This is a genomic window from uncultured Bacteroides sp., assembly GCF_902491285.1.
Lineage (GTDB): Bacteria > Bacteroidota > Bacteroidia > Bacteroidales > Bacteroidaceae > Bacteroides.
The window spans coordinates 1-15,540 of record NZ_CABUHK010000066.1; the positions used below are offsets into that span (position 1 = coordinate 1).

Below are 15,540 nucleotides of genomic sequence, written 5' to 3' on the forward strand. Positions count from 1 at the left end.
AGTAATCCGATAAGCAGTGATTCAACCAAATGTTTCTGACCAACAATGATTTGGTCCATACCTGTCGTAAGATTGGTAACGAAAGCACTTTGTCTTTCAATCCGCTCATTTAGCTCGCGGATATCAATTGATTCAGCCATAAATACTTAATATTTTATTATTTAATTCCCATTAATTTGATGTAAGCCTTGCCTGTGTATAAGGCTTTTTATTTTGCTTCCAAAAGTACGCCATATAATTAACGATTGCAACTAATTTTTATTAAAAAACAATGCGAAATCTTTAGATTAAGGTACTTTCATACGCTTTTGTACATCCATAACATTTCACCCGATCAATACAGGATTTGTATGATCGGGTGAATGGATTATTGCTATTTATTCTTTTGTAAGTTCCGGTATTTCAATTGTTGTGCCATATGGTACGTTATTGGGGTTCTTAATAACCTTCGGATTGTGCTTCACAATGTATGGCCACATTGCTTTTGTGCCATAAAACCGCAAAGAAACCCTTGTCAAAGTTTCCCCCTCTTTGATTGTATACTTAGTTTTGGTTCCTGTAATCTTATATGACGCCGAATCCAAATAAGCGGCAGGTTGTTGTTGCGCAACCTTATTTCCTGTTTTTGCAGGGGCTGCCATTTCTTCCTTTTTAGCGACCGGTTGTGGAGTAACAACAGTTTTAGACATATCGGGCGTAGCTTCTTTAATTGTATCTTTATGCTCGATTGTGTCAGCGGGTTGTGCTTCTGGATGAACTGGTTGGGTTGTTACAGGTGGCATCTCAAGCATATTTTTATCGGGTGAAGAAGAGAACATATCCGGATAATAAATGAATAGAATAACACCTCCACATAGCAACAAAACAAGAATGATGATAGTAATTAAGTAAGGGACCGGTGATTTTTCCTTCGCAGGAGTCTTTTTCTTAGAGTCTGGAGCGGTAGTAGTCTGTGCTGACTCTGAAAGATTTACATTCTCCTTTTCAGGCAATACTACAGGAGTTTCAGGTTTCAGATTTGCTTTCAGAAGTTCCTGCTCGATAATTTGCTCAGCTGTAATCCTTTCTGTCTCTTTTATCGGCTGTTCCGGCAGTTGACGCTGTTCAACAATAGGAATTTCTTCTTCAATCGGTTCTTGTTCTACTCCTTTTTCGCTATCGGCTTCAGTTAATGGCAATTCTTCCGGCTGTTGTTCAACCATTACTTCTATGTTTATAGCTTCAACAACAATCGGCTCTTCAACCACTGTCTCTGTTTCAATCGGTTGTTCGGTTATTTGTTCTTCCTGAACTATATTTACCTCTTCCTCTTCCGGTTCCTCTATCGGGGTATCCTCCAATATTGTGTTTTCGTTCAACAAAACAGTCTCGAAATGCGCAAAAGGTTTGTTTATCGTATCCCTCAGATTCGCGTCCGGAGAAAACGACACCTTCGTATGTCCCTTTATCTGAAAACGTTCACCTGTGTTGACATTGACACTTTTCCGGCTATCTACATCAATAAGTTTGAAAGTTCCCAATCCTTTGATTTTTACAGTCTTTTCGTTCTCCAAAGCTTGTTCTATCAAGAGAAAAAACTCTTTAACAAACGCTTCGGCGTCTTTCTTGGTCATGCTATGTTTGGCTGCCAATAAGTCAGTAAGGTCTTGAATTGTTAGTCTTTCATTCATAACGGGAAATATTTATTTAAACTTATCTTTCAGTGTATTGCTGGGTTTGTAAGACAGCACCAGCTTGGGAGGCACCAGCATACGCTGTTTACTTGCCGGATTGATTGAAATACGTTCCGCTTTCTTTTTTACTTCAAAAGAACCGAATCCTTGTATTCCAATCATATTACCTTCCTCCAGTTCTTTTGTCATTTCAGACAACAAAGATGCTATTAATTCAGAAGTATCCTTGATGGTGTACCCCAATCTTTCAGCCAGTTCAGATGTAAACTCCTTATTATTCATAGTCATTTATTATCTTTGCATATAAATCAAAATCGTCTGCGTCTATCACTTCTACCTGATAAAACTTTCCGATTTCAAGCTCCTTTTCAGCATGATTAATCAACACCTCCGGATCCACTTCCGGTGAATCAAATTCTGTTCTTCCGATATAAAAATCCCCTTCCAGCCGATCGATGATAATTTTCATCTGTTTACCGATTTTTCCGGCGCTCAACTCAGCCGAAATTCCCTGTTGTATATCCATTAATTCATCAAGCCGGGCTTGTTTCACTTCTTGCGGAATAATATCCTCATAGGCTTCTGCGGCATATGTACCCTCCTCTTCGGAATAAGCAAAAGCCCCCATTCTATCGAAGCGTACCTTGCGCACAAACTCCTTTAATTCTTCAAAGTCGTCCTCTGTTTCCCCAGGATGTCCTACCATTAAAGTCGTCCGTAGATGAATACCCGGCACTTCTTTACGAAATTGTTCAATCAGCCTGTAAGTATCTTCCTTAGTAACCTGTCGACGCATCAGTTTCAACATATTATCACTGATATGTTGAAGAGCGATATCCATATATTTGCATACATTATCGCGTTCACGCATAACCCGGAATAAATCAGTGGGAAAGTGTGCCGGATATGCGTAATGCAAGCGAATCCATTCCACTCCTGGTATATCCGAAATGCGTTCTATTAGTTCAGGAAGCATCTGCTTCTTATATCGGTCAATACCATAATAAGTCAATTCCTGAGCAATAACTTGAAACTCTTTCACACCTTGTGAAACCAAATATCGAACTTCGTCCAGTATTTCTTCTATGGATTTGGAAATATGGCGTCCTGTAATAATCGGAATAGCGCAATAAGAGCATTTACGGTCACATCCTTCTGATATTTTCAGATAAGCATAATGCTTGGGAGTAGTCAACGTTCGCTCAATATACAATTCGTCATGATAAGCCTTCCCTAAATCCTGCAATAATTCTTTCCAGTTGAATTTCCCATAAAATTTATCCACTTGAGGTATTTCAACCGCCAGTTCCTTAAGGTAGCGTTCGGAAAGGCATCCCATTACGAAAAGCTTCTTTAAATCACCTTCTTCCTTCCTTTCGGCAAATTCTAGAATCATATTGATAGACTCCTCTTTGGCATCGCCGATAAAACCACATGTGTTGATAACGGCTATTTCTCCTTGGGGATTTTCCGTATCATGGGTTACGCTGTATCCCGCCTCCTCCAATTGACGCATCAATTGCTCTGAATCTACCAGATTTTTGGAGCACCCTAAGGTAATTATATCAATTCTTTTTCTTTTCATGCATTCTCTCCAAACAAGGAATCTACAAATTCGTTTTTACGGAATACTTGTAAGTCCTCCATACCTTCGCCTAATCCGATATATTTTACAGGAATCTTGAACTGATCGGAAATGCCAATTACAACACCGCCTTTAGCCGTACCATCCAGTTTTGTGATAGCCATAGCAGTCACTTCAGTTGCCAAAGTGAATTGCTTTGCCTGTTCGAAAGCATTTTGTCCGGTTGAACCATCCAATACCAGCAAAACTTCATCCGGTGCATCAGGCACCACTTTTTTCATAACGTTCTTTATCTTCGTCAGCTCATTCATCAAGCCGACTTTATTGTGAAGACGTCCGGCCGTGTCAATGATGACAACATCAGCATTGTTAGCAACAGCGGAACTGAGGGTGTCGTATGCAACAGATGCCGGGTCAGCTCCCATTTTCTGTTTGATAACCGGTACCCCTACCCGTTCTCCCCAAATCATGAGCTGTTCCACAGCGGCAGCACGGAATGTATCGGCAGCTCCTAAATAAACGGATTTGCCCGCCTTTTTAAACTGATAAGCCAGTTTTCCGATAGTCGTAGTCTTGCCTACCCCATTTACTCCCACCACCATAATCACATAAGGCTTTCTTTCGACAGGCACGTCAAAATCAGCTACATCATCCGAATTATTTTCGGTTAACAGGGCAGCTATTTCGTCACGCAATATATGATTCAGTTCCTGGGTATTGACATATTTATCTGCAGCAGCACGTTTTTCTATGCGCTTGATAATATTCAAAGTGGTTTCCACACCCACATCGGATGTGATCAGCACTTCTTCCAGATTATCCAATACTTCATCATCTACCTTTGACTTACCAGCCACAGCACGAGCTATTTTACTAAATACGCTCTCTTTGGTTTTAGATAATCCTTTATCTAAAGTTTCCTTCTTCTCCTTTGAAAAAAAACTGAAAAATCCCATATTTACGGTTGTTTGTATAATACATTATGCTACAAAGATATAACAAAGGATTGAAAAAGTAAAAAAAAGAAGCAATAAAAAATCCTCTCACTGATAAACAATGAGAGGATTTTGGCTTTATAGCGTGTATGCTATTTCAATTACTTTTTGAAAAAGTCTTGTACTTTTTCGTTCGGAACCATTTGTTCATCAAAAACGTATGCTCCGGTTTTCGGAGATTTTACCATTTTGATAACCTTGGTATAAGCACGACCTTCTTTGGTACCATCGTGCAAACTTGCTACTGTTTTCTTTGCCATGGGTTATACTTCTTTTATTATTTAATTTCCTTGTGTACTGTTACTCTCTTTAGAATCGGGTTGTATTTTTTCAACTCAAGTCTTTCTGTAGTATTCTTTCTGTTCTTAGTTGTGATATAACGAGATGTTCCCGGCATTCCACTGTCTTTGTGTTCTGTACATTCCAGAATCACCTGTACTCTGTTACCTTTTGCTTTCTTTGCCATTGTAAGTTTTCTCCTCTACGTTTAGCCGATTACTTTAATGCTTTTCCAATCACAATAACCTTTAGCCACAGCTTCAGTCAGCGCAGCATCCAGTCCTTTTTTGTTGATAATACGCAACCCGTTAGCGCAAAGGCTAAGGCTGATCCAACAATCCTGTTCTACATAATAGAACTTTTTGTTAAACAAGTTCAAATCAAAGGTTCTTTTAGTTCTTCTCTTTGAGTGTGAAACATTGTTGCCAATCATGGCTTTCTTTCCGGTAATTTGACAAATCTTCGACATTTCTATCTTATTTTTATAGTTTTATATCTATACTTATTTCAAACAGGACGCAAAGTAAGCACTTTTATCCGTATAAAACAAGGATTTCTTAAAATAATTCACTTATAGGCGGCTATTTTTCTTTATTTGAGTAAATCCCGGAGCATTAGTAGTGCATTATTGCCTGCTCTTTCGATGTTCATGGCTCTTCCACGATTCGTTTCCTGTCTGTAAGTACGAATTTCGTTTTTATAACCAGCAGCTATCCAAACAGTTCCCACAGGTTTCTCCGGAGTGCCGCCCCCCGGACCGGCTATTCCTGATGTCGCAACGGCGCAGTCAGTTTTTAATGCTTTCATCGCACCTTTCACCATTTCAATTACAGTTTCCTCGCTTACAGCGCCATAGCATTCCAGAGTCTCGGAGGAAACACCCAAGAGTCTCATTTTTACGTCATTAGAATAAGCTACTACACTGCCATTAAAATATTCCGAGCTCCCGGCGATGGATGTCAATCGTGCGGCAATACTTCCACCGGTACAACTTTCTGCGGTGGAAACGGTTAATTTCTTCTTTTTCAATAGTTCGCCCACGATAATTTCCAGTGGCGTATCTTCCTCACTAAAAATGTCTTCACCTAATATTTCCTCCAGTTTTACTTTTTCGCGGTCAAGAAGGGCTTTTACCTTTTCCTTTTTTTGTCCGCGCCCGGTTAGTCTCAGGCGAATTATTCCGAGTTTAGGCAGATATGCCAATTTGATACATTCCGGCAAAGCATTTTCCCAAGACTCCAATTTTTCTGCCAGTACCGATTCCGGATAATGCTGCACGAGGAAGGTCTGGTGAATGATTACATCCGTTTGAAACCTTTCTTGCAACCTCGGCAATACGCTTTCGGTCATTACGGCAGTCATTTCCTGCGGAACTCCGGGCATAGAAACAAGTACCTTTCCATCTTTTTCAAACCAACTGACAGAAGCACTTCCTACCGGATTATTGATTACCGTACAATCCTTAGGAACCATCGCTTGGCTTTTATTGAGTGCATTCATTGGGATTTTTCCCGCCAACACCCGCTTTACATTTTCAAATACTTCCTCGCTGAATATCAGTTCCGTATGGAAGTACTTACAAAGAGTTTGTTTGGTTATGTCATCTTTAGTAGGACCAAGTCCTCCAGTTACTAAAACAATATTCACCCTTTTCATCGCATTATCAATCGCTTCCAGGATCTCTTCTTCCCGGTCGCGAATTGAAATAATACGAAGGACTTCAATACCTATTTTGTTTAACTCCTGTCCCATCCAGGCGGAATTAGTATCAACGACCTGCCCTATCAGCAATTCATCGCCAATGGCTATAATCTCGGCAAACATATTTTCCTATTTTAATTATATACTCCTAATATTATATAGGTATGCAAAAACGACTTATAATGTGACGCGCGAATAGGCCGGAAGATCAATGGAGCAGAAGTCTTTATCCAAATATTTAAAATATCCGGTAATGGCAATCATAGCCGCATTGTCAGTCGTGTAGCTAAATTTAGGAATAAATATGTTCCAGCCATATTTCTCCGCATGTTTCCGGAACGAATTACGCAACCCGTTATTTGCAGAAACCCCACCTGCTACGGCCACTTCTTTAATTTTATATTCTTTGGCTGCTTTCCGCAATTTATCCATCAGTATGTCTACAACCGTCGCTTCCAGCGATGCCGCCAGATCCACTTTATGATGTTCGATAAAATCAGGATCTTCTTTCATCCAATCGCGCAATGAATACAGAAATGAGGTTTTCAGCCCGCTAAAACTGTAATCCAAGCCTGGAATATGCGGTTTACTGAACGTGAATGCTTTCGGATTTCCCTGGCGTGCCAGTTTGTCAATAATCGGACCGCCAGGATAACCTAATCCCATAACTTTTGAACATTTATCTATTGCCTCGCCTGCGGCATCATCAATCGTCTGACCGAGAATTTCCATGTCATTATATGCTTTCACCAATATAATTTGTGAATTTCCTCCGGACACAAGCAAGCAAAGGAACGGGAATTGAGGTTGTTTACTCTCTTCTCCTTCCACTTTAATAAAATGCGCTAAAACGTGTCCTGTTAGATGATTAACATCAATCATAGGAATATTTAAAGAACGAGCGAATCCTTTGGCGAAAGAAACACCGACAAGCAAGGAGCCCATCAAGCCTGGACCACGAGTGAAAGCTATTGCACTCAATTCTTCTTTAGTGACACCGGCACGTTTTAATGCTTCATGTACTACTGGTACGATATTTTGCTGGTGTGCCCGTGAAGCGAGTTCAGGTACTACTCCACCGTATGCTTCGTGTACGGCTTGACTTGATACCACATTTGACAGCAGATAACCATCCTTGATAACGGCTGCCGATGTATCATCACAAGAGGATTCAATTCCTAATATTATTGCACTCATAAGTATTTATATTAAACGGTGCAAAAGTAATCATAAAACTACGATTCATACGAACTATTTTATATTTTTGTTTGTAGAATATAAAAAAGAGAGTTTCAAGTAATAGGTCTTGTCGGAAACATGGGCTTATCTGATTGCTTTCTTTTTCTCTATCTCACTTTTTTATATTACTTTTGTTCGCAAAATAAAAGTAATCGCTTATCAGAACGCTGAAAAAGACTGTACGCTGGGTAGTCGGTATTGTACTGGGAGTATATATAGGGGCTATTATCTTGCTGAATATACCAAATGTTCAGCAAGATATGAGTTCATTTGTGGCTGAAGAACTTTCCGAAGTATTGAGAACAAAAGTCGTGATCGGCAGAATTAATATCGGATTGTTGAACCGTATTATTATTGACGATGTATTACTTGACGATCAAAGCGGGCAGGAAATGCTCAAAGTAACCCGCCTGTCTGCCAAATTTGACATAATGCCTTTCTTCAAAGGAAAGATTTCCATCAGCAGTGTGCAGCTTTTTGGTTTCAATATCAATCTTCAGAAAGAGACGCCGGCTTCTCCGCCTAATTTTAAGTTTGTCCTGGATGCTTTCGCCTCTAAGGATACGGTGAAAAAAGAGAGTTCGCTTGATTTGCGTATCAATTCCATTTTGATTCGCCGTGGGCGGATGACCTATCATGTGCTTTCGGAAGAAGAAACACCAGGAAAGTTTAATGCAAAGCATGTCCAGCTCCAGAATATCATTGCTAACATCTCCTTGAAAGCATTGAGCAAGGACTCTGTGAATCTAGGAATCAAACGATTAAGTCTTGATGAAAAGGCATCGGGATTTTCTTTAAAGAAGTTGAGCCTGAAATTGATTGCTAATAGTAAACAGACGAATATTGATAACTTTGCTATCGAACTTCCTGAAACTTCCTTGAAAATGGATACCATACATCTGCTATATGATAGCTTGGAATCTTTCAATCATTTTACAGAACAAGTTCGTTTTTCTTTCCGTACGCTACCGTCGCAAGTTACATTAAAAGACATTTCACCTTTTGTACCTGTTTTGTCGCATTTTAAGGAACCGGTCACGTTGGATATGGAAATAAAAGGTACGGTCGATCAATTGACTTGTTCGCATTTGGAGATTACAGCGGACGACCGGCAGTTCCGTCTCAGAGGAGATGTGTCGCTACAGGATTTGTCGCGCCCGCAAGATGCATATGTATATGGCACTCTTTCCGAACTTTCGGCAAATACTCGCGGCGTCGGCTTTTTAGTACGTAATCTGAATCACAATTATAATGGGGTTCCTCCTGTCCTTGAACGTTTGGGTGATGTTAGCTTCCGGGGAGAAATCTCCGGGTATTTCACAGATCTGGTTACTTATGGGCAATTACGTACCAGTTTGGGTAGCGTAAAGACTGACTTGAAGTTAAGTTCGGATAAGAGTAAGGGACTATTTGCTTATTCCGGTGCAGTGAAAACAGAAGATTTTAGGCTCGGTGACCTATTGGCTAATGAAAAGCTGGGAGAAATTACTTTCAATCTCGATGTGCATGGCCGGCACATGGCAAACCAGCTTCCTGTTGTTGAACTAAAAGGCTTGATTGCCTCCATAGATTATAGCAGATATAGATATGAGAATATTACGTTGGACGGGGAATATAAACGGGGGGGCTTTAATGGCAAGGTCGCCTTGGACGATCCAAATGGTTCCATCTATTTGAATGGGGATGTCAATGTCACTTCCAAGGTTCCGACTTTTAATTTTCTTGCAGTAGTGGATAAAGTACGGCCAAATGATTTGAATCTCACTGCCAAGTATCCGGATTCGGAGTTTTCTTTGAAACTGAAAGCCAACTTTACGGGCGGTTCTGTGGACGAGATGATTGGAGAAATCAATGTAGATAGTTTGAAGTTTGCAGCTCCGGATAAAGAGTATTTTATGAAAAACATGAATATCCGGGCAACAAAGCAAAATGACGAGAATCAACTGAGACTGACTTCCGAGTTCTTGACAGCAAGCATAGAGGGAAAATTCCAGTATCACACGTTGCCTGCCAGTATTCTGAATATCATGAGAAAGTATGTTCCCTCTCTGATATTGCCGCCTAAAAAGCCGATTGAAACACACAATAATTTCCTGTTTGATATACATATATATAATACAGATATCTTATCTACTATTTTTGATATTCCACTGACAGTATATACTCATTCTACTTTGAAGGGGTATTTTAATGATCCTATGCAGCGTTTGCGCGTGGAAGGATATTTCCCGCGTTTGCAATATAAGAATAACTATATAGAGTCTGGTATGATTCTATGTGAAAATCCGGCAGAGCATATTCGTGCGCGGGTTCGTTTAACCAGTTTGAAAAAGAAGGGAGCAGTGAATCTTTCATTGGATGCGCAAGCGAAAGACGATAATGTCAGTACGACTTTGAATTGGGGAAACAGTGCGGCAGTAACATATAGCGGACAATTGGCCGCCGTAGCCAAATTCTTGCGTACCGAAGGAGAAAAGCCGCTGTTGAAAGCAATGGTGGATGTGAAGCCAACAGATATTATTTTAAATGATACCCTTTGGAAGATACATCCTTCGCAAGTAGTGGTGGATTCGGGTAAGGTAGATGTGAATAATTTCTATTTTAGTCATCAAGATCGTTATGTGCGTATCAACGGGCGTCTCTCCGACAATCCCGAAGACACGGTTAAAGTCGATTTGAAGGATATTAATATGGGATATGTATTCGATATTGCAAGTATCTCTGATGACGTAAACTTTGAAGGTGACGCTACGGGAACAGCTTACGCAAGCGGTGTGCTAAAAAAGCCTGTAATGAATACTCGCTTATTTGTGAAGAATTTCTCTCTTAACGAAGGACGTCTGGGTGACTTGGATATATATGGTGAATGGGATAATGAAAACAGAGGTATCCGCCTGGATGCATCTATTCAGGATATAACTCCTGCTCCATCACGTGTCACCGGTATTATCTACCCATTAAAACCTGAAAGTGGACTTGACTTGAATATCGAAGCAAACGAACTGAATCTGAAATTCCTTGAGCATTATATGAAGTCTATTGCCACTGATATAAAAGGACGGGGAACAGGTAAAGTCCATTTTTATGGAAAATTCAAGGGGTTGAACTTGGATGGTGCAGTTATGACAGATGCTTCCATGAAATTTGATATATTGAATACCCATTTTGCCGTTAAGGATACGATTCACCTTGCTCCTACCGGATTGACATTCAATAATATGTATATTTCCGATATGGAAGGGCATTCCGGAAGAATAAACGGATATTTGCATTTCCTGCATTTTAAGAACTTGAATTATCGTTTTGAGATACAAGCTGATAATATGCTTGTTATGAATACGAAGGAGTCGGCAGATATGCCTTTCTATGGTACGGTATATGGCACCGGAAATGTGCTGCTTTCCGGGAACGCAGCTCAAGGATTGGAAGTAAATGCTGCTATGACGACGAATCGGAATACTACCTTTACCTATATTAATGGTAGTGTGGCATCAGCTACCAGCAATCAGTTTATTAAGTTTGTGGATAAGACACCCCGTCGCACTATTCAGGATTCTGTTCAAATCATTTCTTACTATGACCAGATGCAACAGAAGCGCCAGGCAGAGACAGAGGAGCAAAAGACAGATATCCGCCTGAATATTCTGGTGGATGCAACACCGGATGCTACGATGCGGATTATCATGGATCCGGTTGCCGGAGATTATATCAGCGGAAAAGGTACGGGAAATATCAGGACGGAGTTCTATAATAAAGGCGATGTGAAGATGTTCGGCAATTATAGAATCACTCAGGGGGTGTATAAGTTCAGTTTGCAGGAAGTCATTCGCAAGGATTTCGTAATTAAAGATGGAAGTACGATAACTTTCAACGGCACTCCTTTGGATGCCAATATGGACATACAGGCTTCATATACTGTGAACTCTGCTTCTTTGAATGATTTGATACCTGATGCTTCGACCATTATACAGCAACCTAATGTGCGGGTGAATTGTATCATGAATTTGAGTGGAATGCTGGTACGCCCGACTATAAAACTGGGTATCGAGCTTCCGAATGAAAGAGATGAAGTGCAGACATTGGTACGCAACTATATCAGTACGGAAGAGCAAATGAATATGCAGATTCTTTATTTGTTGGGTATCGGCAAGTTCTATACAGAAGATGCCCGGAATAATAATCAGAATTCCAATGTGATGTCATCGGTGCTCTCTTCTACTCTGTCCGGTCAGTTAAACAATGCCTTATCACAGGTTTTTGAAACGAATAACTGGAATATCGGAACAAATCTGAGTACTGGAGATAAAGGTTGGACGGATATGGAAGTGGAAGGTATTTTGTCCGGTCAACTGTTGAATAACAGATTGTTGATTAATGGAAACTTCGGCTACCGGGACAATCCAATGGCGAATACGAACTTTGTAGGGGACTTTGAAGCAGAATGGCTGATAAACCGCTCGGGGGATATTCGTTTAAAAGCGTATAATGAAACGAATGATCGTTACTATACGAAAACTAACTTGACTACGCAAGGCGTAGGTATTATGTATAAGAAAGATTTCAATAAATGGAGTGACTTGTTCTTTTGGAATAAGTGGAAGTTGCGCAATAAACGGAAACGGGAAGAAAAGATCAAGCAACAGATAGATAGTATCGGAAATGATAATGCGGCAAAGTCAGAATTAAAAAGGCAGCGTGTGCAATGATAAACAAGAGCATTCTCACTGTTTTCCCTGAAATTCGGTAATTTTTTACTATTCTTCATGCAGTCCGATAAGTGGTATTAGAGAATATGTAGATGGTGTATGGCATAATGAGGTGACATATTCTGCTCTACTTCTACTGCTCGACAGATATAGATAAAAATCTATAAGTATTTAAATAGTCCTTGATATCATCATCAATAAAAGGGCTTTTTTAATATTAGTCTTATTCAACTAGTATAAAGCCAGCCCATTTTTTGGGTTCATACCTGTATTTGCTAATCATTTCTCGTTGTATTTTCGTGAAAGCCTTTGATTTGCTCATCCCTTGCTGCCAATACCGATAAAATCCGGTCATAAACTCTACTGTTTCTTTATCCGGTATTTCTGACAGACTAATAATCATAGAACGTACCCCTGCCAAGCGGAAAGCGCGTTGCAACCCAAAAGTCCCCTCTCCATCGCGAATTTCTCCTTGTGCGGAATGGCAAGTAGAGAGAACAGCAAGATCAATACCTGTCAGATTCATAGATGAGATTTCCAGTGCTGTAAGTATTCCGTCATTTTCGTCATTTAAGGGAAGCTCTTCAATCCAGTTCTTATTAGCACCGGTTAAAATAAAGCCTGTGCGCATAAGAGGATCTTCATATCCGCTTTTTCCATTATGATGCATGGCAGTACTTTGTATCGAATCATTATATTCTAGGTGGAAACCATGAGTTGCCACATGTAGGACGGCACCTGACAAAGATTGATTGGAGAGTTGCTTGAATGAAGATTCATTGGCCTTTTCTCCAATATATTTGTGGATTCTCCATTGGTTGGAAAGAAGTTGGCTTATACTATTGATTTCTTCTACTGTACCTGGCAAATAGGCAAATCCTTGTCCACGCAGTTTTTCCTGGTTATCATCTTCGGGCTGTATATTGAATTTTGCTCCTCCAAAAAAGAAAATATCTCTGTGTGTATGCCCCGAATTATCTCTCTGCGATTTTATGAAAGGAATATCTCCGGTGTATAATAAATGATGAAGAATGTATTTTTCGGAGATATACTGTCGCTCATTATGTAAGTCTGCAAAAGGTATTTGACTTAAATCACCATCTAATGACAAATAAATATGTTCGCATCCTGATATTACTTTTTCAATTGGTTGCCATAATCGGGAATACAGTTTATTATGAACAAACAATTGGTGCAAACTTGATTTTGTGGTCAGAGGGATTAACTGAGGCAGTGTATCTTTGGCGGTAAATGCAATAGCTATATATATTCTATCAATAAAATTATAGGATACAGGTAAACTGACAATGTCGACTACCGCTTCTTTTGGTGAAAGTGAAGCAGCTATTTCTTTCCATTCGTGGTGCCATGAATATTTAGCCGGATATTTCTTTTTCAGATAATCAGTTAATACATATTCCATATTACGCACCGTGATTTCGTTTTCTAATTTTTGAATATAATTGCTCTGCCAAGGATTTCTGAAAGCCTTTTCACTGAAACGTAATTTTTCTATCTGCTGTTGCAGTTGAAACGCATAACTATCCTGTGCTGTGGATATTGTTTCTTGAAGCTTATAGGATACGGTTGTAAATAGTTCCTTTTTCAGTAGTTGGCTTTCATAAAGCAGTTCCGATATTTCTTCCCATGTCCCGCATATCATATTGTCACACATAAAGAATTCCATTTCTTCGTAGCAGGGTTTAAAAATATCCCATAAATTACTACGTTCAGCCGGCAGTAAATAGGGCAAATCCTTTTCTATATTCGATGTAAGCAATTCCAGTATTCGATGATAAACATCAGACGTTTTCTGGAGATTTCCTTCCATTTCATATTTCCGTGCAGAACTCCTGAACATCTTAAAATAATCCGGTAACCTTTGGCTATATAAGATTTCAGCAAGAGATATCGGGTGATACATTTGCTCGGCAACTTTCAGATACTGATCTCCTGTAGAAGAAGAATCTGTTAATAAGGTCAACGCTTTTAACCTGTTTTCAATCAAAGTACGCTCTTTTTCGTTTCTTTTAGATTTCAGTGCCTGGGTTAGATAATAAATGGCTTCCTTGAAATTCCCGGCTTCCCAGCAGTAGATACTTGCCCTGTCCCAGTTATCAGATATATCTGCATACAAATCTTCAGCTTCTTTTAGAAAAGCCTTGTTTCCGGTCTGGATACCTTTTTGTGTTAATTCTAAGGCTCTTATGACTATTGATTGAGTATAGTTCACTGCTGAAATTGATTCAATCATTCCACTGGGGATTACACTTCCCTTATACCCTAGTTTGTTATTTCCTACAAATGTATATATATTTATTAAATCTTTATATAAATGTATGTCCTCAGTTTCCTGTTGTGTTGTTGCCAATTTAGCTTCTAATATCTGAATGGATAATTGAGATAACTCTTCTCCTTGCTTATACATATTTCTACGTTGACAATATTGAGCAAGCGAGAATAACTCGCGCGCATACAATAAGCTGTCATTGGATGATTTTTCCAATCGTTGGATACGTTCCAGTCCTTCTTGTATTAGAGGTTCGCTCCATATAGACTTTTGAGCAGTTGCATTGTAAGCAATTGCCAGGAAGCATAAGCTTCCGACAAAACGTTTGATTAAAACCATCTCTTCTTTTTCAAGTCAGTTTTTATTTGCCCGGCTGCATTGGCAAATATGCCTTTTTCTGTTTGTATTTTATTTGCAAGTTCCTCAGCTTCTTCCCGTTGATTGGTTTTCAAATAACAGCAAAGTAATAACCATTCCGTTTCTTCTCGATAATCGGTGCTTTCTGTCCGCAGAAGAATGGTCGTTGCGTCCCCTGCTTTCTCTTGTTCCAACAAGGAAACGGCTATAAATAATGAGGTGTAATCGGGTAGCGCGTCAATAGTATTTTCTTGTCGGTTACGATTATACCAGTCGACTATATCTTTATATTTACCCTGTTCATACCATTCTGCCAACCGGGCATTCACGACAGCATACTTTTCGGCCAAGTCATGTCCACCACGTGCACGTTCGATTACTGGTATAGAATGATAGATCGGGTATAGTTCTTGCGGATTATGCAAAGGCTGGTTACCAAACCATCCCACTGTTCCCAACAAAAGAATGATACAGGCTGCCGCAACCCAATGAATTCTTTTTCTACTATCTGCATGCACAGTGTTTGTAAGCGCCATCCGGGCTTTTTCTTCATTTTTCATTAATGTGCCTTCTAACAACAAGTACCGGATGGCAACTTGTTCTTTCAATTCTTTGTCATTTCTCATGGAAAGGACGAATTGTTCCCGTTCGTCAGGTGTCATTTCATTCTGTACGAAACGGTCTATCTGTTGTTCTGATATTGTTCTGTCCATTA

The 15,540-nt window shown here is 39.7% G+C and carries 12 protein-coding genes and 1 pseudogene; 1 reads left to right on the forward strand and 12 read right to left on the reverse strand.

From position 1 onward, the window contains the following. The 10 genes and pseudogenes from RDN93_RS15840 to tsaD form a co-directional block, all read right to left on the reverse strand. A pseudogene (locus RDN93_RS15840) lies at positions 1–140 on the reverse strand (ATPase); the annotation flags it as partial. A 237-nt stretch (positions 141–377) separates the two neighbouring features. Then, positions 378–1,670 (reverse strand): HU family DNA-binding protein, encoded by a 1,293-nt coding sequence (locus tag RDN93_RS15845; protein WP_308746415.1) that lies wholly within the window; start codon positions 1,668–1,670, stop codon positions 378–380. Between the two features lie 12 nt (positions 1,671–1,682). Next, positions 1,683–1,955 carry an HU family DNA-binding protein gene (locus RDN93_RS15850; protein WP_308746440.1) on the reverse strand — a complete coding sequence of 91 codons (273 nt, stop codon included), beginning with the start codon at positions 1,953–1,955 and terminating at the stop codon, positions 1,683–1,685. Beyond that, positions 1,948–3,258 carry a 30S ribosomal protein S12 methylthiotransferase RimO gene (gene rimO / locus RDN93_RS15855; protein ID WP_308746416.1) on the reverse strand — a complete coding sequence of 437 codons (1,311 nt, stop codon included), beginning with the start codon at positions 3,256–3,258 and terminating at the stop codon, positions 1,948–1,950. Before rimO ends, RDN93_RS15850 begins: the two co-directional genes overlap by 8 nt. Then, positions 3,255–4,214 carry a signal recognition particle-docking protein FtsY gene (ftsY, locus tag RDN93_RS15860; RefSeq protein WP_308746417.1) on the reverse strand — a complete coding sequence of 320 codons (960 nt, stop codon included), beginning with the start codon at positions 4,212–4,214 and terminating at the stop codon, positions 3,255–3,257. Before ftsY ends, rimO begins: the two co-directional genes overlap by 4 nt. 140 nt (positions 4,215–4,354) lie before the next feature. Then, positions 4,355–4,513 carry a DUF4295 domain-containing protein gene (locus RDN93_RS15865; RefSeq protein ID WP_308746418.1) on the reverse strand — a complete coding sequence of 53 codons (159 nt, stop codon included), beginning with the start codon at positions 4,511–4,513 and terminating at the stop codon, positions 4,355–4,357. Between the two features lie 17 nt (positions 4,514–4,530). Further along, positions 4,531–4,719 carry a 50S ribosomal protein L33 gene (gene rpmG / locus RDN93_RS15870; protein ID WP_002560155.1) on the reverse strand — a complete coding sequence of 63 codons (189 nt, stop codon included), beginning with the start codon at positions 4,717–4,719 and terminating at the stop codon, positions 4,531–4,533. Positions 4,720–4,740: 21 nt separating this feature from the next. Then, positions 4,741–5,001, reverse strand: a complete 261-nt coding sequence (gene rpmB, locus RDN93_RS15875; protein WP_004314359.1) for a 50S ribosomal protein L28 — start codon at positions 4,999–5,001, stop codon at positions 4,741–4,743. A gap of 122 nt (positions 5,002–5,123) precedes the next feature. Next, on the reverse strand, positions 5,124–6,356 hold the full coding sequence (locus RDN93_RS15880) for a competence/damage-inducible protein A (RefSeq protein WP_308746419.1): 1,233 nt from the start codon (positions 6,354–6,356) through the stop codon (positions 5,124–5,126). A 54-nt stretch (positions 6,357–6,410) separates the two neighbouring features. After that, the gene (gene tsaD, locus RDN93_RS15885; RefSeq protein ID WP_308746420.1) at positions 6,411–7,430 is read right to left on the reverse strand and encodes a tRNA (adenosine(37)-N6)-threonylcarbamoyltransferase complex transferase subunit TsaD; all 1,020 of its coding nucleotides are present in this window, start codon (positions 7,428–7,430) and stop codon (positions 6,411–6,413) included. Between the two features lie 302 nt (positions 7,431–7,732). Between tsaD and RDN93_RS15890 the strand changes: the two genes are divergently transcribed. Then, a complete protein-coding gene (locus RDN93_RS15890; protein WP_308746421.1) occupies positions 7,733–12,178 on the forward strand; it encodes a translocation/assembly module TamB domain-containing protein in 4,446 nt (1,481 codons plus the stop codon). Positions 12,179–12,401: 223 nt separating this feature from the next. Here the strand turns inward: RDN93_RS15890 and RDN93_RS15895 are convergent, their stop codons facing one another. Continuing rightward, entirely contained in the window at positions 12,402–14,807 is a 2,406-nt protein-coding gene (locus RDN93_RS15895; RefSeq protein WP_308746422.1) for a CHAT domain-containing protein, read from the reverse strand. Continuing rightward, on the reverse strand, positions 14,798–15,538 hold the full coding sequence (locus tag RDN93_RS15900; RefSeq protein WP_308746423.1) for a hypothetical protein: 741 nt from the start codon (positions 15,536–15,538) through the stop codon (positions 14,798–14,800). The genes RDN93_RS15895 and RDN93_RS15900 overlap by 10 nt, the downstream gene beginning before the upstream one ends. Positions 15,539–15,540: the final 2 nt, after the last annotated feature.

What these genes read in the sequence shown, in the direction of transcription:
- RDN93_RS15845 (WP_308746415.1), bottom strand. Translation starts at nt 1,670, where the DNA reads ATGAATGAAAGACTAACAATTCAAGACCTTACTGACTTATTGGCAGCC.
- RDN93_RS15850 (WP_308746440.1), bottom strand. Translation starts at nt 1,955, where the DNA reads ATGAATAATAAGGAGTTTACATCTGAACTGGCTGAAAGATTGGGGTAC.
- rimO (WP_308746416.1), bottom strand. Translation starts at nt 3,258, where the DNA reads ATGAAAAGAAAAAGAATTGATATAATTACCTTAGGGTGCTCCAAAAAT.
- ftsY (WP_308746417.1), bottom strand. Translation starts at nt 4,214, where the DNA reads ATGGGATTTTTCAGTTTTTTTTCAAAGGAGAAGAAGGAAACTTTAGAT.
- RDN93_RS15865 (WP_308746418.1), bottom strand. Translation starts at nt 4,513, where the DNA reads ATGGCAAAGAAAACAGTAGCAAGTTTGCACGATGGTACCAAAGAAGGT.
- rpmG (WP_002560155.1), bottom strand. Translation starts at nt 4,719, where the DNA reads ATGGCAAAGAAAGCAAAAGGTAACAGAGTACAGGTGATTCTGGAATGT.
- rpmB (WP_004314359.1), bottom strand. Translation starts at nt 5,001, where the DNA reads ATGTCGAAGATTTGTCAAATTACCGGAAAGAAAGCCATGATTGGCAAC.
- RDN93_RS15880 (WP_308746419.1), bottom strand. Translation starts at nt 6,356, where the DNA reads ATGTTTGCCGAGATTATAGCCATTGGCGATGAATTGCTGATAGGGCAG.
- tsaD (WP_308746420.1), bottom strand. Translation starts at nt 7,430, where the DNA reads ATGAGTGCAATAATATTAGGAATTGAATCCTCTTGTGATGATACATCG.
- RDN93_RS15890 (WP_308746421.1), top strand. Translation starts at nt 7,733, where the DNA reads ATGAGTTCATTTGTGGCTGAAGAACTTTCCGAAGTATTGAGAACAAAA.
- RDN93_RS15895 (WP_308746422.1), bottom strand. Translation starts at nt 14,807, where the DNA reads ATGGTTTTAATCAAACGTTTTGTCGGAAGCTTATGCTTCCTGGCAATT.
- RDN93_RS15900 (WP_308746423.1), bottom strand. Translation starts at nt 15,538, where the DNA reads ATGGACAGAACAATATCAGAACAACAGATAGACCGTTTCGTACAGAAT.